Below are 22,305 nucleotides of genomic sequence, written 5' to 3'. Positions count from 1 at the left end.
ACCGGCGACGGAGCAGAGCCCGAAGACGGGGATGGCGTAGAGGAGATCGACGTCGGGCTCGGGACTGAAGGCGACGACCTGATTGACCCCGAGTCCGACCAGGGGACCGGCCCACCGGAGCGGAGCGTCGGCCCAGTCCCGCCAACTCCGCACCGGAACAACTGAATTGAACATACGGGCTCCCTCCCCGAATCACCGCCAAGCGTGTCACCTCTCTGAGACAATCTGACTGCCCGACCGCAACTGTGTCAAGCGACTGATACACCTGAGGGCTGGCGCGAAACCGACGCCATTGGTTGCTCTCCGTAATCGATTGAACATAAAATGTGGTGCGTCAGCACTCTCGACCACATCGCGTGGAGGTAGGCATGGCCCGTGCCTGGGAAGCAGATCCGTCCGCCTTATTCGAGCGGCGCCTCGGCAAGTCGCCGGTGGCGCTGGGGAATTCGGACGGAAACGACGAGTGCCCCGACATCTGGCAGCTCGACAACGGCGACATCGCGGTCATCGGCCGGGATCTGACAAACCATTACGCTCCGCGTCTCCCACGAGGAGTGACACTCGCTCCCGACGAGCGCCTGGTGGTCATTCCCGGAAGCACCTTGAGTGCGGCGAAGGCGGACATCCCCGATGTCTGAGACGTACGCGCCCGCACTCCTGGAGGAGCGGGGCGAGCGGCTCGTCCGCGAGGCGTACCGCAAGGACTTCCGCGAGCGCAGCGCCGTACTCCGCGACGCGGACTCCTGGAAGCTGGAGAGGCGGCAGCATTTCGAGGAGCAGGGCAGCCCGAGCCGTGACGCCCTTCGCCGGGGGGAATGGGAGGAGTCGCTGCGGCTCATGGCGGGACGCCGCGACGACCTGGCGGCGGCCGCGCGGAAGGACGAACGCCAGGGTCATGTATTTCACCGCGTTCGCGTGGTCGAGGAGCCGCTGACCCCTTATCTCCAGTGGGAATTGCACTCACTGCGGCAGCAGGCCCAATTCGGCGCGCGTGTGCGCGTCGTGAGCGCCGAATCAGTTTCCGCTGTCGAGAGATCGAGGCCACTGCCGGAACTCGTGGTGCTCGGCGGCCGGACGCTCTTCAGCATCCTTTACTCCGACGCGGGCGAGCCACAGGGAGCTGTCCGCTTCACGGAGCCCGGCGTGGTGGCCGAATGGGAGCACTACATCAAGTCGCTCTACGAGTCGGGCGAAGACATCGCGTCGTACTTCGAACGGGCCGTGGCCCACCTTCCCGCACCGACGAGCCCGCCGGAGTAGACGATCAGCGAGAACGGTAACGACGAGCAGCGCCCCGGCAGGTCCGCGAACGACCTGTCGGGGTCGTCGCACGATGTCGTGCAGGCCGGAAGTGTCAGCGGCGGCATTCACTTCCACGGCAGGGACAGCAAGAAGGAGGGCGGACCGCCCGAAGGCCCGCAGCCTCGCCAACTCCCCGCCGACGTAAAAGGCTTCGTCAACCGCGTCCATGAACTGGACGAGTTGAACGCCATCGTGGCCGGGGAGAACGGCGAGCCGCTGGTCATCTCCGTCTGCGTCATCGCCGGCACGGCCGGCGCGGGCAAGACCTCGCTCGCGCTGCGCTGGGCGCACCACGCGCGCGCCAGATTCCCCGACGGACAGCTCTACGTCAACCTGCGCGGGTACGACCCGGGAGAGCCGGTCACCGCACAGGAGGCCCTGCACCGGTTCCTCTCCGCCCTCGGCGTCCCGGCACAGTCCGTGCCCCAGAACATCGACGCCGCAGCGGCCCTGTACCGCTCGCTGCTGGCGAACCGCCGGATGCTCGTCCTGCTGGACAACGCCTCCACCGCCGGACAGGTCCGGCCGCTGCTGCCCGGCGGACCGGAGTGCCTCGTCCTCGTCACCAGCAGGAGCCGGCTCTCCGGGCTGGCCGTCCGCGACGGCGCCCGCCGGCTCACGCTCGGCACACTGCCGCAGGCCGAGGCGGTGGCGCTGCTCCGGACCGTCACCGCCGGCTACCGCCCCGCGGACGACCTGGAGAAACTGACCGAACTGGCCGAACTCTGCGCCCGGTTGCCGCTCGCGCTGCGTATCGCCGCCGAGCGCGCGGCGAGCCGTCCCCATCTGCGGCTCGATGACCTGATCGCCGATCTGCGGGACGAGTCGGCCCTGTGGGACGCGCTGAGCACGGGGGACGACGAGGAGGCGGAGGCGGTCCGCACCGTGTTCGCCTGGTCCTATCGCGCCCTGCCGGAGCAGGCGGCGCGCCTGTTCCGGCTGCTCGGTATGCATCCGGGTCCCGAATTCGCGTTGCAGGCCGCCGCCGCGCTCGCGGCGGCGCCCGTCAGCAGGACCCGGCAACTGCTCGACTCCCTGGTCAACGCCCATCTGCTGGAACAGATGGGCCCCGACCGCTACCAGTTCCACGACCTGCTCCGTGCCTACGCCACCGATCAGGCCCACCACGAGGAGCCGGCCGGGGAGCGGGAAGCCGCACTCCACCGCGTACTGGACTGGTATCTGCACGGTGCGGACGCGGCCCGGAGCTGGATCAGCCCCGACGAGCGGCGGGTGACGCTCGCGCCGCCCGGTGACGACGTGCCTCCCTCGGCGTTCGCCGACTACGACTCCGCCCTGGACTGGGCCGAACGCGAGCACACCAACCTCCTCCGGGCGATCCGCGTCGCGGCCGGGTCACACGATCGGCGGACCTGGCAGTTGGCGGTCGCCGCCTGGACCGCCCGTCCCTCCTCGGCGCCGGTCGGCGAGTGGCTGGCGATCGGCGACGTCGCGCTGGAGGCGGCCCGGCGATCCGGTGACCGTGCGGCCGAGGCCCGGCTCCTCACCGACCTCGGCAGGGACAACGTCCGCGTGGACCGGCTCTCCGAGGCGCTGGAGTGCCACCGGCGCGCACTGGAGATCCGCCGCGAGACCGGCGATCCCGTCGGCGAGGCGACCTCACTGAATCTGATCGGCCTCGTGCATCTTCGCAGGCGTCAATTCACCGACGCCGCCGAACGCTTCGCGCAGGCCATTCCGCTCTTCCAGGAGGCGGACTCGGCGCCGTGGGCCGCGATCGCCCTTTCCAACCTGGCATCCGCCCACTACAACGCGGGCCGGCCGGCCGAGGCGTCGGCCGTCGCCCAAGAGGCGCTGGCGGCGCACCGCGGCCTGGACAATCCCCGGGGTGAGGGCAACATCCTGCGGGTCGTGAGCTGTCTCCAGCTCGAAGAGGGCAGGCCGGAGGAGGCCCTGCTCTCCGCCCAGCAGGCGGTGGACATCGCCCTGACCCTGCGCGACGACCGTCTGGAGGGCTACTGGCTCATCACCCTCGGCGACGCCCAGCGCTCTCTCGGCAAGTACGACGACGCCCTCACCTCCTACCAGCGCTCGGCCGCTCTCCACCGCCGCCTCGGCAACCGCAGCCGCGAAGCTATCGCCTGGTACGGGGCCGGGCAGACGTATCAAGCGCTGGAACGGCTCGTGGAGGCCGCGCAGTTCCATCGCCGGTCCGCCCAGGCACACCGGGAGCTGGGCGACGGGTGGCACGAGGCCGTCGCGCTCGACGGGCTCGCCGGGGCGGTCGCGGAGTCCGATCCGCGGGCAGCGGCCGGGCACTCGGCCGCAGCGCTGGAGTTGCTCCGCGGTTACGACGACCCGCGCGCGGTCGCCACGCGCGAGCGCGTCCGGGCCGCGCTCGGCTGAGCGACACCGGCCGCCGCACCGCGCGGCCGGGAAGAATTCTTTCGGGGGCTTGAGTGAGATCGCCCCCGGAGCCGTACCACTCCCTGTAGGCGGGAGGCGCGATGAGTGAGACCGGAGACGTCGCGCCGCCCGTCGACCTGATGACCATCTCGCGTACCGTCGAGCAGGCGCTCGCCCGCAGGATCGCCCTTCCCGAGCGGTCCTGGATGGACTCGACCACGCGTCAGCTCCAGGGGCACTTGAGCCTGTTGCTGCTGGAGGACCTCGGCGACACCGACATCGCGCCCGTGCGGGAACTGCACCGCATCGCCTACCGGTTGCTCGACCGGCGCGGGCGGCCGGATGCCGATACCCCGCCCCTGCACGCGTACGAATACATGCGGGCGCTCGCCGCCGTCACGCGGTCCGTCGCCGCGCTCTACGCCCGTGGGCTCGACGGCGGCCGGTAGCGGGCCGAGGGTTCGGGAAGTCAACGCGCCCAGGTCATTGACGGGTCTTCGGCGTTCATCTAAACAACAGGGATGAGAGCGCTCTCAGCTCCCCGTACGACCCATCTCGGCACCATCCACACCGGAGGTGTTCCTTGAGAACGAGCCGCACCGGAACCAGACTTCCCACCGCTCGCACACCCCTGCTCGCCGCCTTCCTCGCGATGTCCGTCGCCGTCGCCGGATTCCTCGGTCTGACGACCGCCGGCACCGCCCGTGGCGACGTACCGCCCACGCCCGGCTGGAACCTCCAGTGGAGCGACGACTTCAACGGCGGGAACGGCGCCCCGCCGTCCGCCGCCAACTGGCAGGTCGACACGGGGCACGGCTACCCCGGCGGTCCGGGCAACTGGGGCACCGGCGAGATCCAGAACTACACCGCGAACGCCGAGAACCTGAGTCTCGACGGCAACGGGAACCTGAGGATCACCCCGCTCCGGGACGGCGCGGGCAACTGGACGTCGGCGCGCGTCGAGACGAAGCGCGCCGACTTCAAGGCACCGGCCGGCGGCACCCTGCGCATCGAGGGCCGGATTCAGATGCCGAACGTGACCGGCGCCGCCGCGTCCGGCTACTGGCCCGCCTTCTGGGCGCTCGGCGCGCCCTACCGGGGCAACTACTGGAACTGGCCCGCCATCGGCGAGTTCGACATCATGGAGAACGTCAACGGCATCAACTCCGTCTGGGCGGTGCTGCACTGCGGCGTCAACCCGGGCGGCCCGTGCAACGAGACCACCGGCCTCGGCGCCAGCCGCCCCTGCCCCGGCGCGAGTTGCCAGTCGGCCTTCCACACGTACCGCTTCGAGTGGGACCGCTCCAGTTCGCCCAACGCGCTGCGCTGGTACGTGGACGACCAGCTCTACCACACCGTCACGCAGAACCAGCTGGACGCGACGACGTGGACCAACATGACGCAGCACGCGGGGTACTTCATCCTGCTCAACGTCGCGATCGGCGGCGCGTTCCCGGACGCGCTCGGCGGGCCCACGCCCACACCGGCCACCGTGCCGGGACGGCCGATGCTCGTCGACTACGTCGGCGTCTGGACCCGTGGCGGATCCGGCCCGACCGACCCGCCGACCGATCCTCCGCCGTCCGGCTCCTCGCAGCTGTACGCCCGCACCGGCGGCGGCCTCGGTGTCGCCGCCGCGTCGGGCGCGAACGCCACACTCGTGTCGGCGGGCGGCGGCAACCGGGACGGGACGCCGTACAACCCGCAGGTCTTCACCTCCGGCGGGATCACCCGCGCCCACAACGGCGGGTCGACACAGTTCGACCTCTTCGTCGACGCGGGTACAACGGTCGCCAACGGCCAGCAGGTGAGGGTGAGTTACGACCGTACGGGCGACGGCACCTGGGACCGTACGGAGACGTACAACTACTTCGCCACGGACCCGGCACCCGGCTTCGAGCACTACACCCAGGCCAGGGGGCTGAAGTCGTCGACCGGTTCGCACGGCGACCTCGTCAACGGCAAGGTCCGGATCGAGGTCTGGAACGCGATCGGCAACGGCGCCAGCACGCTGGGCATCGGCAACCAGTCGGTCGTCCGGATCCCGTACGGCTGAGTCCTCGGAACAGGGAAATGGCCGGCCCGTACGGACGTCTCCGTACGGGCCGGCCATTCGAAGGGCCGGGGAGTTGGGGGATCAACGCCCCGGCCCGGGTCGGGCGGGCCGGTCAGACCTTCGCCGGCGTGCCGTCCGCGTCGCGCTGCTCCGGGAGGTCAGAGGGACCGGCGGAGTCCTTCGTGAGGCTCGGGCCGTCGTCGTCGCCGGCCGGCGCGTGGTCGTCGACCAGCGTCTTCTCGTCGAACGGCAGCCGGCCGGCCAGCACCTCGTCCACCCTGGACCGGTCGATCTCCTTGGTCCACGTACCGACGAGGACCGTGGCGACCGCGTTGCCCGCGAAGTTCGTCAGGGCGCGCGCCTCGCTCATGAAGCGGTCGATGCCGACGATCAGGCCGACGCCGTCGACCAACTCGGGCCGGTGCGACTGGAGGCCGCCCGCCAGGGTCGCCAGGCCGGCGCCGGTGACGCCCGCCGCACCCTTCGACGCGATGATCATGAAGAGGAGAAGCCCGATCTGCTCACCGATGGCGAGCGGGTCGCCCATCGCCTCGGCGATGAACAGCGACGCCATCGTCAGGTAGATCGCCGTGCCGTCGAGGTTGAAGGAGTAGCCGGTCGGCACGGTGATGCCGACGACGGGCTTGCTGACACCCAGGTGCTCCATCTTCGCGATGAGCCGCGGCAGCGCCGACTCGGACGAGGAGGTGGAGACGATCAGCAGGAACTCACGCGCCAGGTACTTCAGCAGCGAGAGGATGTTGATGCCGGTGACGAGCTTGAGCAGCACGCCGAGGATGACGAAGACGAACAGCGCGCAGGTGACGTAGAAGCCGATCATGATGACCGCGAGCGACTTCAGCGCGTCCATGCCGGTCTCGCCGACCACCGCCGCGATCGCGCCGAAGGCGCCGACGGGCGCCGCCCACATGATCATCGCGAGGATGCGGAAGACGAGGCGCTGGATGTGACCGATGCCGCGCAGGATCGGCTCACCGGTGCGGCCCATGGCCTGGAGCGCGAAGCCCGCCAGCAGCGCCACGAGCAGCGTCTGGAGCACCTCACCCTCGGTGAAGGCGGAGACCAGCGTGGTGGGGATGATGCCGACCAGGAATTCGGCGGTGGACTCGGCGTCGCCGGACACCTGTGCGGCGCCGACGTCGGCGGTCGCGTCCGTGATGTGCAGGCCGGCGCCGGGCTCCAGGATGTTGCCGACGACGAGGCCGATGGCCAGGGCGACGGTCGACATGACCATGAAGTAGCCGAGGGCCAGACCGCCGACCGCGCCGACCTTGGCGGCCTTGCGGACGGATCCGACACCGAGAACGATGGTGCAGAAGATGATCGGGGAAATCATCATCTTGATGAGGTTGACGAAGCCGGTCCCGATGGGCTTCAGCTCGACGGCCACCCCCGGGGCAGCGAATCCGACCGTGATTCCGAGAATCACAGCGGCGATCACGGCCAGATACAGATAATGGGTACGGTCCCGAGTAGCGGCCACGGGTCCTCCTTGACTCGTTTGTCCCTACGTGACCCTCCCGTCCCGAGGGGGTCCCGGCGACTATCCATCAGCCTGTGACACCGGTCACCCTTACGTGCATTTCGTTCATACGATTTCGGCCAGGCAGACTTGTGTCATGCAGCTACCCCGCCCCCGCAGCCTCGCAGGCCAGCTCTTCGCGATGCAGGTCGTGCTGGTCGCTGCCGTCGTGGCGGGATGCGCGCTGTTCGCGTATTTCACCGACCGGGCCCAGGCCGAGGAGACCGCCGAACGCCAGGTGACGGCCACGGCGCGCGCGATGGCCGACTCCCCGTCCGTACGGGAGGCCATCAGGTCGCGGGACCCGTCCGCCACGCTCCAGCCCTACGCGGAGCACGTACGGGTCGACACGGGCGTGGACTTCGTCACGATCATGAAGCCGGACGGGACGCGGCTGACGCACCCGAATCCCGAGCTGATCGGGCTGCCCTTCATCGGCACCACCGGGCCGGCGCTGCTCGGCAGGACCTTCACGGAGACCTACACGGGCACGCTCGGCCCCTCCACCCGCGTCGTGACCCCGGTCAAGGACGACGGGCGGATCACCGGGCTGATCAGCGTGGGCATCACCGTCGACCGGATATCGAGCCAGCTGGAGGGGCAGGTCAAGATCCTGGCGCTGGCGGCCGGTGGCGCCCTCGTCCTGGGCGGGGTGGGCACCTACGTCATCAACGCGCGGCTGCGCCGGCACACGCACGGGATGAACGCCGGCGAGCTGAGCCGGATGCACGACTACCACGAGGCGGCGCTCCACGCGGTGCGCGAGGGGCTGCTGATGCTGGACGGACGGCGCAGGATCGCGCTGATCAACGACGGCGGCCAGGAGCTGCTCGGTCTCGACGACAGCGCCGTGGGCCGCAACATCGACGAGCTGGGGCTGCCGGCCCCGCTCGTCGGGGCGCTTCTCGCGTCGGAGCCGCGCGTGGACGAGGTCCATATGACCGCCGACCGGATCGTGGTCGTCAGCACCCGTCCGGTGATCGGCGGCGAGCGGCGCGGTACGGTCGCCACGCTCCGGGACCACACCGAACTCCAAGCACTGTCGGGCGAGTTGGACTCGGAGCGCGGATTCACCCACGCCCTTCGCTCCCAGGCGCACGAGGCGGCGAACCGGCTGCACACGGTCGTGTCGCTGATCGAGATGGGGCGGGTGGAGGAGGCGGTGGAGTTCGCCACGGCGGAGCTGGAGCTGGCGCAGGTGCTCACGGACCGGGTCGTCGGCGCGGTGGCCGAGCCGGTGCTGGCGGCACTGCTGCTGGGGAAGGCGGCGCAGGCGAACGAGCGCGGGGTGGAGCTGGTGCTCGCGGAGGACAGCCGCATCGACGACGGAGTGCTGCCGCCGTCGCTCGCCGCCCGCGATCTGGTCACCGTGCTGGGCAATCTGATCGACAACGCGATGGACGCCGCCCAGGGCACGGACGGCGCGCGGGTCACGGTCACCGCGCTGGTCGAGGACCGCGAGCTGCTGCTGCGGGTGCGGGACACGGGGCCGGGCGTCGCCCCCGGCGACATGGAGGAGGTGTTCCGGCGCGGCTGGTCGACGAGGGGCGCGGAGCGCGGGCTCGGGCTGGCCCTCGTACGGCAGGCGGTGCACCGGGCGCGGGGCACGGTGGAGCTGACACCGGGGCGGGACGGCGGGGCGGAGTTCACGGTACGGCTGCCGCTGGGCACGGCCACCGTGCCGGACGCCCGCACCGGCACCGGGACGGCCCCGGGCCCGGGTGCCGCCGCCGCAGGCCCGGATACGGCAGAGTCGCCGGTCGGAGCCACGACCGACGGTGGGGAGCGCGGCGGATCATGACCGGCAAGAGGGACGGCGACTCCCGCCCCATCCGCGTACTCGTCGTCGAGGACGACCCCGTCGCGGCCGACGCGCATCAGCTGTACGTGGGCCGCGTCCCCGGCTTCACGGTGGCCGGCGTCGCGCACTCGCGGGTCGAGGCGGGCCGGGCGCTGGAGCGTACGGACATCGATCTGATCCTCCTCGACCTGTATCTGCCCGACGGGCACGGGCTCCAGCTCCTGCGCAGCCTGCGGGCCGCCGGGCACCACGCGGACGTCATCGCCGTCACGTCGGCGCGCGATCTCACCGTCGTACGCGAAGGGGTGTCGCTGGGCGTCGTGCAGTACGTGCTCAAGCCGTTCGCCTTCGCCACGCTCCGCGACAGGCTCAGCCGTTACGCCGAGTTCCGGGCCGCCGCCGGTGAGGCCAGCGGCCAGGACGAGGTGGACCGGGCCCTCGGGGCGCTGCGGGCGCCACAGCCCGCGTCGCTGCCGAAGGGGCTCAGCGGGCCGACGCTGGAGTCGGTGACGCGTGCGCTCCGGGACGAGCGGGCGGGGCTGACGGCCACGGAGGCGGCGGCGCGGCTCGGGATCTCGCGGATCACCGCGCGCCGCTATCTGGAGCATCTGGTGAGCGCCGGGCAGGCGGACCGCAGCCCGCAGTACGGGCAGATCGGACGCCCGGAGCTCCAGTACCGGTGGATCGTCTCCACCCGGTAGCACGGAGCTCCGGCAGGACCGGTCGCGGCGGTACGCGCCGCCGCGGCACCGTGTTCCGGCCGCCCGGAGCCGTTCGACGTCGCCGGTCAACCCACTGGTGACGGCCCCGTCCCGCCGTGAAGAATGCCTCCATGACTGTTCTCGGCGCCGTCTTCCGCCCCCAACTGCCCCCCGAGCGACTCCGCGACATCGCCCGCACCGCGGACGACGCGGGCCTGGACGAGCTGTGGCTCTGGGAGGACTGCTTCCTGGAGAGCGGTGTCGCCAGCGCCTCCGCCGCCCTGGCCTGGACGGAGCGGCTGCGCGTCGGGGTCGGTCTGCTCCCCGTACCCCTGCGCAACGCCGCGCTGACGGCGATGGAGGCCGCCACCCTGCACCGGCTGTTCCCGGGGCGGGCGATCCTCGGGGTCGGGCACGGCGTCCAGGACTGGATGGCGCAGACCGGTTCGCGTGTCGAGTCCCCCATGACGCTGCTCCGCGAGCATCTGCTGGCGCTGCGCGCGCTGCTGGCGGGCGAGCGGGTGACCACGGACGGGCGGTACGTGAAGCTGGACGGCGTCGCGCTCGACTGGCCGCCGTCCACCGACCCCGCGCCGCCCGCCGTGTTCGCCGGGGCCACCGGACCGCGCACGATGCGGTTGACGGGCGAGGCCGCCGACGGCACCATCCTGACCGGCGGCACGACACCCGACGAGGTACGCCGCTCCCGCCGACTCATCGCGGAGGGACGGGAGTCGGCCGGCCGCACCGGCCATCACCCGGTGGTCGTCTACCTCCACACGGCGACCGGACCGGGCGGCGCCGGGCGGCTGCGTGCCGAGCTGGACGCCACCGGTCTGCCGCACGGGGTCGCGGGCCCGGCCGGCGCCGTCGCCGAGGCCGTGCTGGCGCTCGTGGAGGCCGGGGCCGACACCGTGGTCCTCCAGCCGACGCCCGACGAACCGGACCCGGAGGGCTTCATCCGTTTCACGGCCGCCGAGGTCAGCCCGCTCGTGCCCCGGACGGAGTGAGGACTGCACGGGGATTGACCTTGAGATTGACGCGGTCCTACGGTCGCCGGGCAGCCCTTCGTGGCCAAATGAGGAGGTCGTGCCCGTGCGCCCCACCGCCCCACTGTTCCTCGTCACGGTCCTGGCCGCCGGTGCGCTCACGGCGTGCGGCGGCGGATCCGGCAGTGATCCGGACACCATCAAGGTCGCCTACAACAGATCGACGGACAACAAGATCCGCTTCAAGGACAACTATCTGGAGTCCGTCAAGAAGGACTTCGAGAAGAACAATCCTGGCAAGAAGGTCGAACTGATCCCGATCCAGGCCCCGGACAACGACTACGCCACCAAGGCGCAGCAGATGATGCGCTCCCCGAAGACCGCGCCCGATGTCGTCTACGAGGACACCTTCCGCATCAACTCCGACATCAAGGCCGGCTATCTGCGCCCGCTGGACGAGTATCTGAACAAGTGGGACGACTGGGACCAGTTCGTCGACACGGCCAAGGCCGCGGCCAAGGCGGAGGACGGCAAGACGTACGGCGTCCCGGACGGCACCGACACCCGCGGCCTCTGGTTCAACAAGAAGATCTTCGCCGACGCGGGGCTGCCCGCCGACTGGCAGCCCAAGAACTGGGCGGAGGTCCTGGACGCGGCCCGCACGGTCAAGGAGAAGGTCCCGGAGGCGATCCCGCTCAACGTCTACACCGGCAAGGGCCCCGGCGAGGCCGCGGTGATGCAGGGCTTCGAGATGCTGCTGTACGGCACGGGCGAGGACCCGCTCTACGACCCGTCGGCGAAGAAGTGGGTGGCGGGCAACAAGGGCTTCGAGGACGCGCTCGAATTCGTACGCACCGTGTACTCCGAGAAGTTGGGGCCCGACGTCTCCGACGCGCTCGACCCCAACATCGGTACGCGCGTCGCGACCGAGTTCTTCCCCGAGGGCAAGCTGGCGATCTCCCTCGACGGGTCCTGGATGGGGCAGAACTGGATCAACAAGGGCCCCAAGGAGTGGCCCGAGTGGTCCACGGAGCTGGCCCAGGCACCGATGCCGACGCAGAACGGGCAGGCGCCCGGCAGCGTGTCGATGTCCGGCGGCTGGGCGTGGTCGATCCCGCAGAAGTCCCAGAACCCCGACCTGGCCTTCGAGTTCATCAAGACGCAGCAGACGAAGGAGAACGCCGTCGAGTGGGATGTCGTCGGCGCGCAGATCGCCGTCCGTGAGGATGTGGCGGCCGATCCGAGGTATCTGAAGTCGATGCCCGGTATCGACTTCTTCACGAAGCTCGTCGAGGTGACCAACTACCGCCCCGCGCTGCCTGTCTACCCGCAGGTCTCGTCCGCGATCGGTGAGGCGATGGAGTCGGTGACGACGGGTGACTCGTCGGCGGCTGACGCCGCGAAGGCGTACGACGAACAGTTGAAGACGATCGCCGAGGGCGCGGTGGTCGAGAAGTGAGCACCACCGCGTACACGGCCCCGGCGGCGGTGACGGCGGCGGCGCCGTGAGCGCGGTGAGCACCGCGGGCGGCCCGGTCGGCAAGAGCGGGCCCGCGGTGCCGGCGGGCGGCCGTGAGCGCGACGAGGGCCGTGGCGGTCGCAAGGCGCGCCCGCTGCGCTGGCTGCCGCTGGCCCCGGCGACCGTACTGCTGCTGCTGTTCCTCGCCGGTCCGATCGGCTACTGCGTCTGGATCGCCTTCACCAACACGCAGTTGACGGGGTCGTCCACGTCGGACTTCGTCGGCCTGGACAACTTCCGGCGGGCGTTCGCGGACGACAACTTCCGTAACGCGGTCTGGCTGACGCTCGTCTTCACCTTCGTGTCGTCGATCGTCGGCCAGAACACGATCGGGCTGGCGCTGGCCGGACTGATGCGGGCCGCGTCCCGGCCGGTGCGGACCGTCACGGGCGCCGTCGTGATCGCGGCGTGGGTGCTGCCGGAGATCGTCGCGGCGTTCCTGCTGTACGCGTTCTTCCGCCGCGAGGGGACACTGAACGCGATCCTGGACTGGCTCCATCTGCCTTCCCAGAACTGGCTGTTCACCCTGCCGATCCTGGCGGTGTCGTTCGCCAACGTGTGGCGCGGGACGGCGTTCTCGATGCTGATCTACTCCGCCGCGCTGTCCGAGATCCCGAAGGACATCACGGAGGCGGCGGAGGTCGACGGCGCGAACGGTGTACGGCGGCTGTGGCACATCACGCTGCCGATGATCCGGCGTTCCATCGGCACCAATCTGATGCTCAACACGCTCTCCACGCTCTCCGTCTTCGGGCTGATCTGGGCGATGACGCGCGGCGGGCCGGGCAATCGCAGCCAGACGCTGCCGGTGTTCATGTACGACCAGGCGTTCCTCAAGAGCCTGATCGGTTACGGCACGGCGGTCGCGCTGCTGCTGCTTCTCGTGGGCGCGCTGTTCTCGGTCATCTATGTGCGTCTGCTCAAGGTGGAGGTGTGATGAAGCGCGCCACTCGCGTCCGGCTCGCCTCGGACGCCGCGCTGTTCGTGGTGGCCGGGGCCTTCCTGCTGCCGCTGCTGTGGCTGGTGCTGTCCTCCCTCGACGCGGAGGCGGACCTGCGGGTGCGGCTGCCGTCGTCGCCGACCACGGAGAACTTCGGCGCGGTCCTCACCGACGAGATCACGTTCACGCCGATGCTCAACAGCCTGCTGCTGTGCGGGAGCGCGACGCTCCTGACGGTGTCGTGCGCGGCGCTGGCGGCGTATCCGCTGTCCCGCTACCGGTCGCGGTTCAGCCGCCCGTATCTGCTGACGATCCTGTTCACGACGTGTCTGCCGATCACGGCGATCATGGTCCCGGTCTACGGACTGTTCGTCCAGGTGAACCTGGTCGACACGATGTACGGCACGGCGCTGTTCCTGGCGACGTCCCAACTGCCGTTCTCCATCTGGCTGATGAAGAACTTCATGGACGGGGTCCCGACCGTCCTGGAGGAGGCGGCGTGGACGGACGGGGCCTCGATGCTCCAGACGCTGACCCGGATCGTGCTGCCGCTGATGGGGCCGGGCATGACGGTCGTGATGATCTACACGTTCATCCAGCTCTGGGGAAACTTCTTCGTCCCCTTCATGCTGCTCCTGTCCCCCGACCAACTGCCCGCGTCCGTATCGATCTTCACCTTCTTCGGCAACTACGGCTCGGTGGTCTACGGCCAGCTGGCGGCGTTCTCGATCCTCTACTCGACGCCGGTGCTGCTGCTCTACATCCTGATCTCGCGCCGGCTGGGCGGGGGTTTCGCGCTGGGCGGCGCGGTGAAGGGCTGAGCCCCCCGGACCCGTGAGGCGTCCTAGAAGACCGACTCCGCCTCGAACATGCGGTTCTCCGGCACCGTCTTGAGGCGCGTGACCGCCTCCGCGAGCGGCACCATCTCCACCGAGGTGCCGTTCAGGGCCGTCATCCTGCCGAAGTCGCCGTTGTGCACCGCCTCCACCGCGTGCCAGCCGAAGCGCGTGGCCAGCACCCGGTCGTACGCGGTCGGGGTGCCCCCGCGCTGCACATGGCCGAGGATGACGGGCCGGGCCTCCTTGCCCAGACGGCGCTCCAGCTCACCCGCGAGGTGGTTGCCGATGCCCTCGAAGCGTTCGTGGCCGAACTGGTCGATCTCGCCCCGCACGTAGTGCATCGAGCCCGCCGCCGGGTGCGCGCCCTCGGCGACGCAGATGACCGCGAACTTCTTGCCGCGCGCGAAACGCTCCTCGACCATCTTCACGATGCTGTCGACCTCGAAGGGCCGCTCCGGCAGACAGATGCCGTGCGCGCCGCCCGCCATGCCCGACTCCAGCGCGATCCACCCGGCGTGCCGGCCCATGACCTCCACGACCATGACGCGCTGGTGCGACTCGGCCGTGGTCTTGAGCCGGTCGATGGCCTCGGTGGCGACCATCACGGCCGTGTCGAAGCCGAAGGTGCGGTCGGTGGAGGAGATGTCGTTGTCGATGGTCTTCGGGACGCCGACGACCGGCATGCCCGCGTCGGAGAGCATCCGGGCCGCCGTGAGGGTGCCCTCGCCGCCGATCGGGATGAGCGCGTCGATGCCGTACGTGCGGCCCAGCTCGTCCGCGCTCTCGGCCGCCTCCCGCAGCCGGCCGCGCTCCAGCCGGGCGGAACCGAGGATCGTGCCGCCGCGTGCCAGGATGCCGCTGACCGAGTCGAGGTCGAGGGGACGGTAGTGGCCGTCGAGCAGGCCCTTGAAGCCGTCCTCGAAGCCGATGACCTCGTCGCCGTGACCGGTCACGGCGCGGTGGACGACCGAGCGGATCACGGCGTTCAGGCCGGGACAGTCGCCGCCTGCGGTGAGGACTCCGATACGCATCGCGCTGTGTCTCCTGCTCGCTCGGGGTGTGGTCAGGTGCTGGCCTGCCACGGGCCGTACCGCCTACCCGTCTCGGAGGCGCCGTACCCACCCCCACAGGTATTGTCAAGAGGGCTTTGCCACCCTAACGGGCCTAACGGCAGAAACAGGAATTTCACTTCCCGCCCCACCGCCGCGGGGCCGCACCACCTCCCCCTCTTCCCCCATCTTCGTCGAACAGGAGAGCACGCGTGACACGCAGCGTGTACGTGACCGGGATCGAACGCGGAGACGGCCGCCAGGTCGTCGAGCTGGGAGTCATGGAGCTTCTGACCCGCCAGGTCGACCGCGTGGGCGTGTTCCGCCCCCTGGTCCACGACAACGGCCCCGACCGGCTGTTCGACCTGCTGCGCGCCCGCTACCGGCTCTCGCAGGACCCGGCGTCCGGCTACGGCCTCGGCTACGCGGAGGCCGCCGGTATCCAGGCCGACGGCGGTACGGACGAGCTGGTCTCGCGGCTCGTCCGGCGCTTCCACGAGGTCGCGCGGGACTACGAGGTCGTGCTCGTCCTCGGCACCGACTTCGCGGACACCCAGCTCCCCGACGAGCTGTCGCTCAACGCCCGGCTGGCCAACGAGTTCGGCGCCTCGGTGATACCGGTGGTCGGCGCCAAGGGCCAGCACGCCGACTCCGTACAGGCCGAGGCGCGCAACGCCCACCGGGCGTACGCCGTGCTGGGCTGCGACATCCTCGCGATGGTCGTGAACCGGGTGGCACCCGAGGACCGCGACGCGATCGACGCGCAGCTGAGCCGCCAGTTGCCGGTGCCCTGCTACACGCTGCCCGACGAGGCGGCGCTGGCCGCTCCGACCGTCGCGCAGATCACCCGGGCCCTCGGCGGCACGGTGCTGCTCGGGGACGAGGCCGGTCTGGCCCGCGACGCGCTCGACTTCGTCTTCGGCGGCGCGATGCTCCCGAATCTGCTGGGCGCCCTGACACCGGGCTGTCTGCTGGTCACACCGGGCGACCGGGCCGATCTGGTGGTGGGCGCGCTCGCCGCGCACTCGGCGGGCACACCGCCCATCGCGGGCGTGCTGCTGACGCTGGACGAGCGGCCGGCCGACTCGGTCCTCACCCTCGCCTCGAAGCTCGCGCCCGGCACACCGGTGGTCTCCGTGGTCGCGGGGTCCTTCCCCACGGCGGGTGAACTCTTCGCGCTGGAGGGGAAGCTGAGCGCCGATACGCCGCGCAAGGCGGAGACGGCACTGGGCCTGTTCGAGCGGTACGCGGACACCGGCGACCTGCTGACGCGGATGTCGGTGGCGCGCAGCGGCCGGGTGACGCCGATGATGTTCGAGCACGATCTGCTGGAGCAGGCCCGCGCCGTACGCCGCCGGGTCGTCCTGCCGGAGGGCACGGAGGAACGGGTACTGCGGGCGGCCGATGTACTGCTGCGCCGCGACGTGTGCGATCTGACGCTCCTCGGGGACGTCGACGTCATCGTCAAGAAGGCCGCCGATCTCGGTATCGACCTGGCGGGCACGCAGCTCGTCGACCCGGCGACGGACGAGCTCCGGCAGCGGTTCGCCGAGCGTTACGCCGGGCTGCGCGCGCACCGGGGCGTGACGGTGGAGCTGGCGTACGACGTGGTGGCCGACGTGAACTACTTCGGGACGCTGATGGTCGACGCGGGGCTGGCCGACGGCATGGTGTCGGGCTCGGTGCACTCCACGGCGGCCACGATCCGCCCGGCGTTCGAGATCATCAAGACCGTGACGCCGTCGTCGAGCGTTTCCTCGGTCTTCTTCATGTGCCTGGCGGACAAGGTGCTGGTGTACGGCGACTGCGCGGTGATCCCGGACCCGGACGCCGGGCAGCTCGCGGACATCGCGGTGCAGGCCGCCGCGACCGCGGCCCGGTTCGGCGTCGAGCCCCGGATCGCGATGCTCTCGTACTCGACGGGGACCTCGGGCTCGGGCGCGGACGTCGACAAGGTGCGCGAGGCGACGAAGCTGGTGCGCACGGCGCGCCCCGAGCTGAGGATCGAGGGGCCGATCCAGTACGACGCGGCGGTGGAGCCGTCCGTCGCCGCGACGAAGCTGCCGGATTCGGAGGTGGCGGGGCGCGCGACGGTGCTGATCTTCCCCGACCTGAACACCGGCAACAACACGTACAAGGCCGTGCAGCGTTCGGCCGGCGCGGTGGCGGTGGGTCCCGTGATGCAGGGGCTGCGCAAGCCCGTGAACGACCTCTCGCGCGGCGCCCTGGTCCAGGACATCGTGAACACGGTCGCCATCACCGCCGTCCAGGCGCAGGGCGACGGCGCGTGACACCGTCCGGTCCCGGCACCACCGTCCCCTCCACGAAAGGCATTCCGCCCGTGACCTCGCAGGCCACCCGAGTCCTCGTACTCAACTCCGGTTCCTCCTCGGTGAAGTACCAGCTGCTGGACATGCGCGACGGCACCCGGCTCGCCGTCGGCCTCGTCGAGCGCATCGGCGAGAGCGCGTCGCGGCTCGTGCACACACCGTCGGGCGACGGCGCGGAGCGGCGCGAGCGTACGGGGCGTATCGCCGACCACGAGGAGGCGTTGAGGGCCGTCGCGGAGGAACTGGCCCTGGACGGTACGGGTATCGACTCCCCCGAGCTGGCGGCGATCGGCCACCGCGTGGTGCACGGCGGGCTGGAGTTCAGCGCGCCGACGGTGATCGACGACGCCGTGCTCGCGGAGATCGAGCGGCTGGTGCCGGTGGCTCCGCTGCACAACCCGGCGAACATCACCGGTATCAGGACCGCGCGGGCGCTGCGCCCCGATCTGCCGCAGGTCGCGGTCTTCGACACCGCGTTCCACACGACGATGCCGGAGCACGCCGCGCGGTACGCGATCGACACCGCGACGGCCGACGCGCACCGCATCCGGCGCTACGGGTTCCACGGCACGTCGCACGCGTACGTCTCGCGGCGGGCCGCCGAGCTGCTGGGCCGCCCGCCCGGGGAGCTGAATCTGATCGTGCTGCACCTGGGCAACGGGGCGTCGGCGTCGGCCGTGGCGGGCGGGCGGTGTGTGGACACCTCGATGGGACTGACCCCCTTGGAGGGGCTGGTGATGGGTACGCGCTCCGGGGACATCGATCCGGCGGTCGTCTTCCATCTGGAGCGGGTCGCCGGAATGGACACCGACGAGATCGACGAACTGCTCAACAAGAAGAGCGGGTTGACGGGGCTCTGCGGTGACAACGACATGCGGGAGATCCGCCGCCGGGTCGACGCGGGTGACGCCGCGGCGACGCTGGCCTTCGACATTTACATCCACCGTCTGAAGAAGTACATCGGCGCCTATTACGCGGTGCTCGGCCGGGTGGACGCGGTGGTGTTCACCGCAGGCGTCGGCGAGAACGCGGCGCCGGTGCGGGAGGCCGCGATCGCCGGGCTCGGGGAGTTGGGGCTGGTCGTCGACGCGGAACTCAACGCCGCGCGGTCCGGCGAGCCGCGCCTGGTGTCGCCGGAAGACGCGCGCGTCGCCGTCGCCGTGGTGCCGACCGATGAGGAAATGGAGATCGCCCGGCAGACCTTCGCATTGGTCGACGCCTGAGCGCCACCCCGCCCATTTGTACTTTCCGCCAGACGGAATATTCCGAGCCGAAACAAACCGATAGGATCCGCCTTATGCGCCGTTCCAAAATCGTCTGCACACTAGGCCCCGCCGTCGACTCGTACGAGCAGCTGAAATCGCTCATCGAGGCCGGTATGAACGTGGCCCGACTGAATATGAGCCACGGGTCCCACCCCGAGCACGAGGAGCGGTACCACCGCGTCCGGAAGGCGGCCGAGGCCACCGGCCGGGCCGTGGGCGTGCTCGTCGACCTCCAGGGCCCGAAGATCCGGCTGGAGACCTTCGCGGAGGGCCCCGTCGAGCTGGTGCGGGGTGACGAGTTCGTCATCACCACCGAGGACGTCGCCGGGGACAAGGGCATCTGCGGCACCACCTACAAGGGCCTGCCCGGGGACGTCGCGAAGGGCGACCAGGTCCTGATCAACGACGGCAACGTCGAACTGCGCGTGACCGAGGTCGAGGGCCCGCGGGTCAAGACGCTGGTCGTCGAGGGCGGGGTCATCTCCGACCACAAGGGCATCAACCTGCCGGGTACGGCGGTCAATGTTCCGGCGCTCTCCGAGAAGGACGTCGAGGACCTGCGGTTCGCCCTGCGGATGGGCTGCGACATGATCGCGCTGTCCTTCGTGCGCGACGCGGACGACATCAACGACGTCCACAAGATCATGGACGAGGAGGGCCGCCGGGTCCCCGTCATCGCGAAGGTCGAGAAGCCGCAGGCCGTCGCCAACATGGAGGCCGTCGTCGCGGCGTTCGACAGCATCATGGTCGCCCGCGGCGACCTGGCGGTCGAGTACCCGCTCGAAAAGGTCCCGATGGTGCAGAAGCGCCTCATCGAGCTGTGCCGCCGCAACGCCAAGCCGGTGATCGTGGCGACCCAGATGATGGAGTCGATGATCACCAACTCCCGCCCGACGCGCGCCGAGGCGTCGGACGTGGCGAACGCGATCCTGGACGGGGCCGACGCGGTGATGCTGTCGGCGGAGTCGTCCGTCGGCGCGTATCCGATCGAGACGGTCAAGACGATGTCGAAGATCGTCGTCGCGGCCGAGACGGAGCTGCTGTCGAAGGGTCTCCAGCCGCTGGTGCCGGGCAAGAAGCCCCGTACGCAGGGTGGTTCGGTCGCCCGCGCGGCCTGCGAGATCGCGGACTTCCTGGGCGGCAAGGCGCTGATCGCCTTCACCCAGTCCGGCGACACGGCCCGCCGGCTCTCGCGGTACCGCACCTGTCAGCCGATCCTCGCCTTCACGACGGACGAGGCGACGCGCAACCAGCTCTCGCTGAGCTGGGGCGTCGAGTCCTTCGTCGTACCGCACGTGGACACCACGGACGCGATGGTCGACCTGGTGGACGCGGAGCTGCTGAAGCTCCAGCGCTACAGCGAGTCGGACACGATGATCATCACGGCCGGCTCCCCTCCGGGCGTCCCCGGCACGACGAACATGGTCCGCGTCCACCACCTGGGCGGCACGGTCACACCCCAGAGCTGAACGCACGAGTGCCGGGCGGAGCCGCATTCGCGGCTCCGCCCGGCACTCGCGAGCCGATCCGGCGCGCGGCGTCGTGGCGGGAAACCCTGGCAGGGTTGCGCGGCCCGTGGACCGCGCCTGTCCTCAATCGCCGGACGGGCTCATTTTGAGCCCGTCCGGCGATTGAGGACGAAGCAGTGCCCTAGCCGGTGATGTAGTTGTGCAGGCCCGGCACCGTCAGCGTGCCGCCGAACTGACCCGCCTGGAGCACCTCCACGTCCGTGAAGAACGCGAACGGGACGTTGAGCGGCGGCGGGGTCTCGGGACTGAACGTGATCGGGATCAGCCCGAACAGGTTGCCCTTCAACTCCTCCGTGTACATGGTGACTTGACCCTCGCGGATGGTCGACGTGGAGTCCGGCCTGCTCGCCACGTGCGCCGTACGCCCCTCGGGGTAGACGACCTTCTGGTGCAGGTCCTTGATGTCCACCTCGGAGGCGGTGAACTTCAGCGCCTTCTTGATCTTCCCGCTGCCCGTCTTCACCTCGACGATGCCGTGGTAGTCGAGCCCCCGCAGCGTGAGCTTGGTGCTCTCCAGCCGCCACGGGTCGTCCGGCAACAGCGGGATGCCCGGCTCCAGTTCGGCGGCGGCGAGCGCCTCCGGGTCGGCCTCGGGGCACGGGAAGCGCGGCTTGCCGTCGGCGCCCTCGGGGATGTCGTCGTCCTTGCGCGCCTCAAGTCCCTTGGCGGCGGCGTCGAGTTCCTCGACGTCCGCCCCGGCCTTGTCCGCTGCGTCCCTGATCGCGTCCTCGGTGCTGTCGGCGCCACCGGGCTTCTCCGCCCCGGTCTCCTTGTCCGGCTCCGGGTCCGCGGGCTTGTCCGCCCCGGGCTTCTCCGGCTCCGGGTCGGCCGGCTTGTCCGGTGCCGGCTCGTCCTCGTCCTTGTCCGGTACGCCGAGGAGTCCGCCCAGCGCGTCACCGAGACCCAGCGGGTCCAGCGGATCCCTGGACTTCGACGGCTCCGGCTCGGGCTCCTTCGGCGCGGCGGGCTTCTGCGCGTCGGAGGCGGGAGGTGTCTCGCCGGGCGAGGGCTCGGGAGCGTCGTCCCCGTCACCGCCGGCGGGCGGCTTCGGCTTGTCCGTGGCATCCCCTGACGGATCCCCGGACGGGTCGTCCGACGGCTTCTCGGACGGCGACGGCGAGGCCGACTCCTCCGGCGGCTCGTCGGAGCGCGTGACACACGGCCCCGGTGCGAACGGGATGTCCTTGGCGTCCTCGGCGAGCGCGAGCCGGGGCGTGAGCCCCATCCCGACGAACACCGCCGTCGGCATCGCGGCCAGCGCGAACGCCTTGCCGGCCGGGATCTGGAGCTTGGTCAGCAGCGACTTCCTGGGGGCTGCGTGGCGCGGGCCGCTTCTCTCGCGGACCTGCCCGCCTCCGGCCGTCTCCGGCCGCGTCTCGTCACCCCGCACTGTTCCTCCCGCCGTTGGCATGGGCAGTCGTCTCCGTCAGATTCGGGTCCCCGTCAGACGGGCCGGGGAGAAAAGGGCCGTCCCCACCTCCGTCCGGGGTGCCCTGGTCGACGGCTCCGCCGTCGGGTCCGAACGTCTGCTGTCGTACGGCGTGCTTGCCCGACCGGTCGTCGGCCCGGTCGTCGTGCTCCTCGTCGGCCCCCGCGGGCCGCCCCGGCGCCCAGGAGATGGACAGGGCTCCGCCTATGAGAGCGAGCAGGAACCCGATGCCGAAGCCGCCGATGTTGGCCACGGGTATGGAGACGAGTCCCAGCAGGATGGTGGCGACGCCGGCGAACACCCGCACGATGCTCTGGAACCACATCGTCAGTCCCAGGGTGGCCAGCAGGACACCGATGATCAGCGATCCCGCGCCCGCCGTGGTGGCCATCGTCAGCGTGAGATGGCCCAACTTCAGTTCGGCGTACGGGAAGTAGACGATCGGCACCCCGCTGAGGATCGCCAGCAACCCCGCCCAGAACGGCCGAGTACCCCGCCAGGCGCGGAAGCGCAGCCGCCAGTAAGTGAATCGGCCGCGGGGATCCGAAGGCTCGGCGCTCATGGAAAACAGCTCCCTGGAACCAGTGTTGCTGTGAGAGATTGGGGGAGTCGGGCGGACGCGACCGCGTCGAACGGGGCGCGCCCG

The 22,305-nt window shown here is 70.4% G+C and carries 18 protein-coding genes; 14 read left to right on the top strand and 4 right to left on the bottom strand.

Going from position 1 to position 22,305, the window contains the following annotated elements; translation table 11 throughout:
• Positions 1–368 precede the first annotated feature (368 nt).
• From GXP76_RS12650 to GXP76_RS12630, 5 genes are all read left to right on the top strand, one after another.
• A complete protein-coding gene (locus GXP76_RS12650; RefSeq protein WP_164252822.1) occupies positions 369–638 on the top strand; it encodes a hypothetical protein in 270 nt (89 codons plus the stop codon).
• A complete protein-coding gene (locus tag GXP76_RS12645; RefSeq protein ID WP_242571596.1) occupies positions 631–1,260 on the top strand; it encodes a DUF6879 family protein in 630 nt (209 codons plus the stop codon). Before GXP76_RS12650 ends, GXP76_RS12645 begins: the two co-directional genes overlap by 8 nt.
• A gap of 78 nt (positions 1,261–1,338) precedes the next feature.
• A complete protein-coding gene (locus GXP76_RS12640) occupies positions 1,339–3,669 on the top strand; it encodes a tetratricopeptide repeat protein (protein WP_242571595.1) in 2,331 nt (776 codons plus the stop codon).
• Positions 3,670–3,770: 101 nt separating this feature from the next.
• On the top strand, positions 3,771–4,118 hold the full coding sequence (locus GXP76_RS12635; RefSeq protein WP_242571594.1) for a hypothetical protein: 348 nt from the start codon (positions 3,771–3,773) through the stop codon (positions 4,116–4,118).
• 134 nt (positions 4,119–4,252) lie between these two features.
• A complete protein-coding gene (locus tag GXP76_RS12630; protein WP_242571593.1) occupies positions 4,253–5,725 on the top strand; it encodes a glycoside hydrolase family 16 protein in 1,473 nt (490 codons plus the stop codon).
• A gap of 112 nt (positions 5,726–5,837) precedes the next feature.
• Here the strand turns inward: GXP76_RS12630 and GXP76_RS12625 are convergent, their stop codons facing one another.
• Entirely contained in the window at positions 5,838–7,229 is a 1,392-nt protein-coding gene (locus tag GXP76_RS12625) for a cation:dicarboxylate symporter family transporter (protein ID WP_242571592.1), read from the bottom strand.
• Between the two features lie 136 nt (positions 7,230–7,365).
• On the opposite strand from GXP76_RS12625, the gene GXP76_RS12620 reads away from it, so the two are divergent.
• The 6 genes from GXP76_RS12620 (at position 7,366) to GXP76_RS12595 (ending at position 14,039) form a co-directional block, all read left to right on the top strand.
• On the top strand, positions 7,366–9,069 hold the full coding sequence (locus GXP76_RS12620) for a sensor histidine kinase (RefSeq protein ID WP_242571591.1): 1,704 nt from the start codon (positions 7,366–7,368) through the stop codon (positions 9,067–9,069).
• Positions 9,066–9,770 carry a response regulator gene (locus GXP76_RS12615; RefSeq protein WP_242571590.1) on the top strand — a complete coding sequence of 235 codons (705 nt, stop codon included), beginning with the start codon at positions 9,066–9,068 and terminating at the stop codon, positions 9,768–9,770. Before GXP76_RS12620 ends, GXP76_RS12615 begins: the two co-directional genes overlap by 4 nt.
• 131 nt (positions 9,771–9,901) lie before the next feature.
• The gene (locus GXP76_RS12610) at positions 9,902–10,780 is read left to right on the top strand and encodes an LLM class flavin-dependent oxidoreductase (RefSeq protein WP_242571589.1); all 879 of its coding nucleotides are present in this window, start codon (positions 9,902–9,904) and stop codon (positions 10,778–10,780) included.
• An 85-nt stretch (positions 10,781–10,865) separates the two neighbouring features.
• Positions 10,866–12,218, top strand: coding sequence for an extracellular solute-binding protein (locus GXP76_RS12605; protein ID WP_242571588.1), 1,353 nt, complete (start codon positions 10,866–10,868; stop codon positions 12,216–12,218).
• A 97-nt stretch (positions 12,219–12,315) separates the two neighbouring features.
• On the top strand, positions 12,316–13,215 hold the full coding sequence (locus GXP76_RS12600) for a carbohydrate ABC transporter permease (RefSeq protein ID WP_242571598.1): 900 nt from the start codon (positions 12,316–12,318) through the stop codon (positions 13,213–13,215).
• Positions 13,215–14,039 carry a carbohydrate ABC transporter permease gene (locus tag GXP76_RS12595; protein WP_242571587.1) on the top strand — a complete coding sequence of 275 codons (825 nt, stop codon included), beginning with the start codon at positions 13,215–13,217 and terminating at the stop codon, positions 14,037–14,039. The genes GXP76_RS12600 and GXP76_RS12595 overlap by 1 nt, the downstream gene beginning before the upstream one ends.
• A gap of 23 nt (positions 14,040–14,062) precedes the next feature.
• Here the strand turns inward: GXP76_RS12595 and GXP76_RS12590 are convergent, their stop codons facing one another.
• On the bottom strand, positions 14,063–15,088 hold the full coding sequence (locus GXP76_RS12590) for an ATP-dependent 6-phosphofructokinase (protein WP_242571586.1): 1,026 nt from the start codon (positions 15,086–15,088) through the stop codon (positions 14,063–14,065).
• Positions 15,089–15,318: 230 nt separating this feature from the next.
• On the opposite strand from GXP76_RS12590, the gene pta reads away from it, so the two are divergent.
• The 3 genes from pta (at position 15,319) to pyk (ending at position 20,170) form a co-directional block, all read left to right on the top strand.
• Positions 15,319–17,397: a phosphate acetyltransferase gene (gene pta, locus GXP76_RS12585; protein WP_242571585.1), complete on the top strand. Its 2,079-nt coding sequence runs from the start codon at positions 15,319–15,321 to the stop codon at positions 17,395–17,397.
• Between the two features lie 50 nt (positions 17,398–17,447).
• A complete protein-coding gene (locus GXP76_RS12580) occupies positions 17,448–18,659 on the top strand; it encodes an acetate kinase (protein ID WP_242571584.1) in 1,212 nt (403 codons plus the stop codon).
• 74 nt (positions 18,660–18,733) lie between these two features.
• The gene (pyk, locus tag GXP76_RS12575; RefSeq protein ID WP_242571583.1) at positions 18,734–20,170 is read left to right on the top strand and encodes a pyruvate kinase; all 1,437 of its coding nucleotides are present in this window, start codon (positions 18,734–18,736) and stop codon (positions 20,168–20,170) included.
• Positions 20,171–20,351: 181 nt separating this feature from the next.
• Here the strand turns inward: pyk and GXP76_RS12570 are convergent, their stop codons facing one another.
• Positions 20,352–21,620, bottom strand: coding sequence for a hypothetical protein (locus GXP76_RS12570; RefSeq protein WP_374360795.1), 1,269 nt, complete (start codon positions 21,618–21,620; stop codon positions 20,352–20,354).
• Positions 21,610–22,221, bottom strand: a complete 612-nt coding sequence (locus GXP76_RS12565; RefSeq protein ID WP_242571581.1) for a DUF6114 domain-containing protein — start codon at positions 22,219–22,221, stop codon at positions 21,610–21,612. The genes GXP76_RS12570 and GXP76_RS12565 overlap by 11 nt, the downstream gene beginning before the upstream one ends.
• Between the last annotated feature and the right edge of the window lie 84 nt (positions 22,222–22,305).

Origin of the sequence: Streptomyces sp. NP-1717, assembly GCF_022695985.1 — a bacterium.
Taxonomy (GTDB): domain Bacteria; phylum Actinomycetota; class Actinomycetes; order Streptomycetales; family Streptomycetaceae; genus Streptomyces.
The sequence above is the reverse complement of the archived record's forward strand: the minus strand, read 5'-3'. Positions and strand labels throughout refer to the sequence as shown.

Excerpts from the sequence above, each read along its gene's own strand:
- GXP76_RS12645 (WP_242571596.1), top strand. The coding sequence starts at position 631 with ATGTCTGAGACGTACGCGCCCGCACTCCTGGAGGAGCGGGGCGAGCGG.
- GXP76_RS12595 (WP_242571587.1), top strand. The coding sequence starts at position 13,215 with ATGAAGCGCGCCACTCGCGTCCGGCTCGCCTCGGACGCCGCGCTGTTC.
- GXP76_RS12650 (WP_164252822.1), top strand. The coding sequence starts at position 369 with ATGGCCCGTGCCTGGGAAGCAGATCCGTCCGCCTTATTCGAGCGGCGC.
- GXP76_RS12590 (WP_242571586.1), bottom strand. The coding sequence starts at position 15,088 with ATGCGTATCGGAGTCCTCACCGCAGGCGGCGACTGTCCCGGCCTGAAC.
- GXP76_RS12615 (WP_242571590.1), top strand. The coding sequence starts at position 9,066 with ATGACCGGCAAGAGGGACGGCGACTCCCGCCCCATCCGCGTACTCGTC.
- GXP76_RS12565 (WP_242571581.1), bottom strand. The coding sequence starts at position 22,221 with ATGAGCGCCGAGCCTTCGGATCCCCGCGGCCGATTCACTTACTGGCGG.
- GXP76_RS12620 (WP_242571591.1), top strand. The coding sequence starts at position 7,366 with ATGCAGCTACCCCGCCCCCGCAGCCTCGCAGGCCAGCTCTTCGCGATG.
- GXP76_RS12610 (WP_242571589.1), top strand. The coding sequence starts at position 9,902 with ATGACTGTTCTCGGCGCCGTCTTCCGCCCCCAACTGCCCCCCGAGCGA.
- pyk (WP_242571583.1), top strand. The coding sequence starts at position 18,734 with ATGCGCCGTTCCAAAATCGTCTGCACACTAGGCCCCGCCGTCGACTCG.
- GXP76_RS12635 (WP_242571594.1), top strand. The coding sequence starts at position 3,771 with ATGAGTGAGACCGGAGACGTCGCGCCGCCCGTCGACCTGATGACCATC.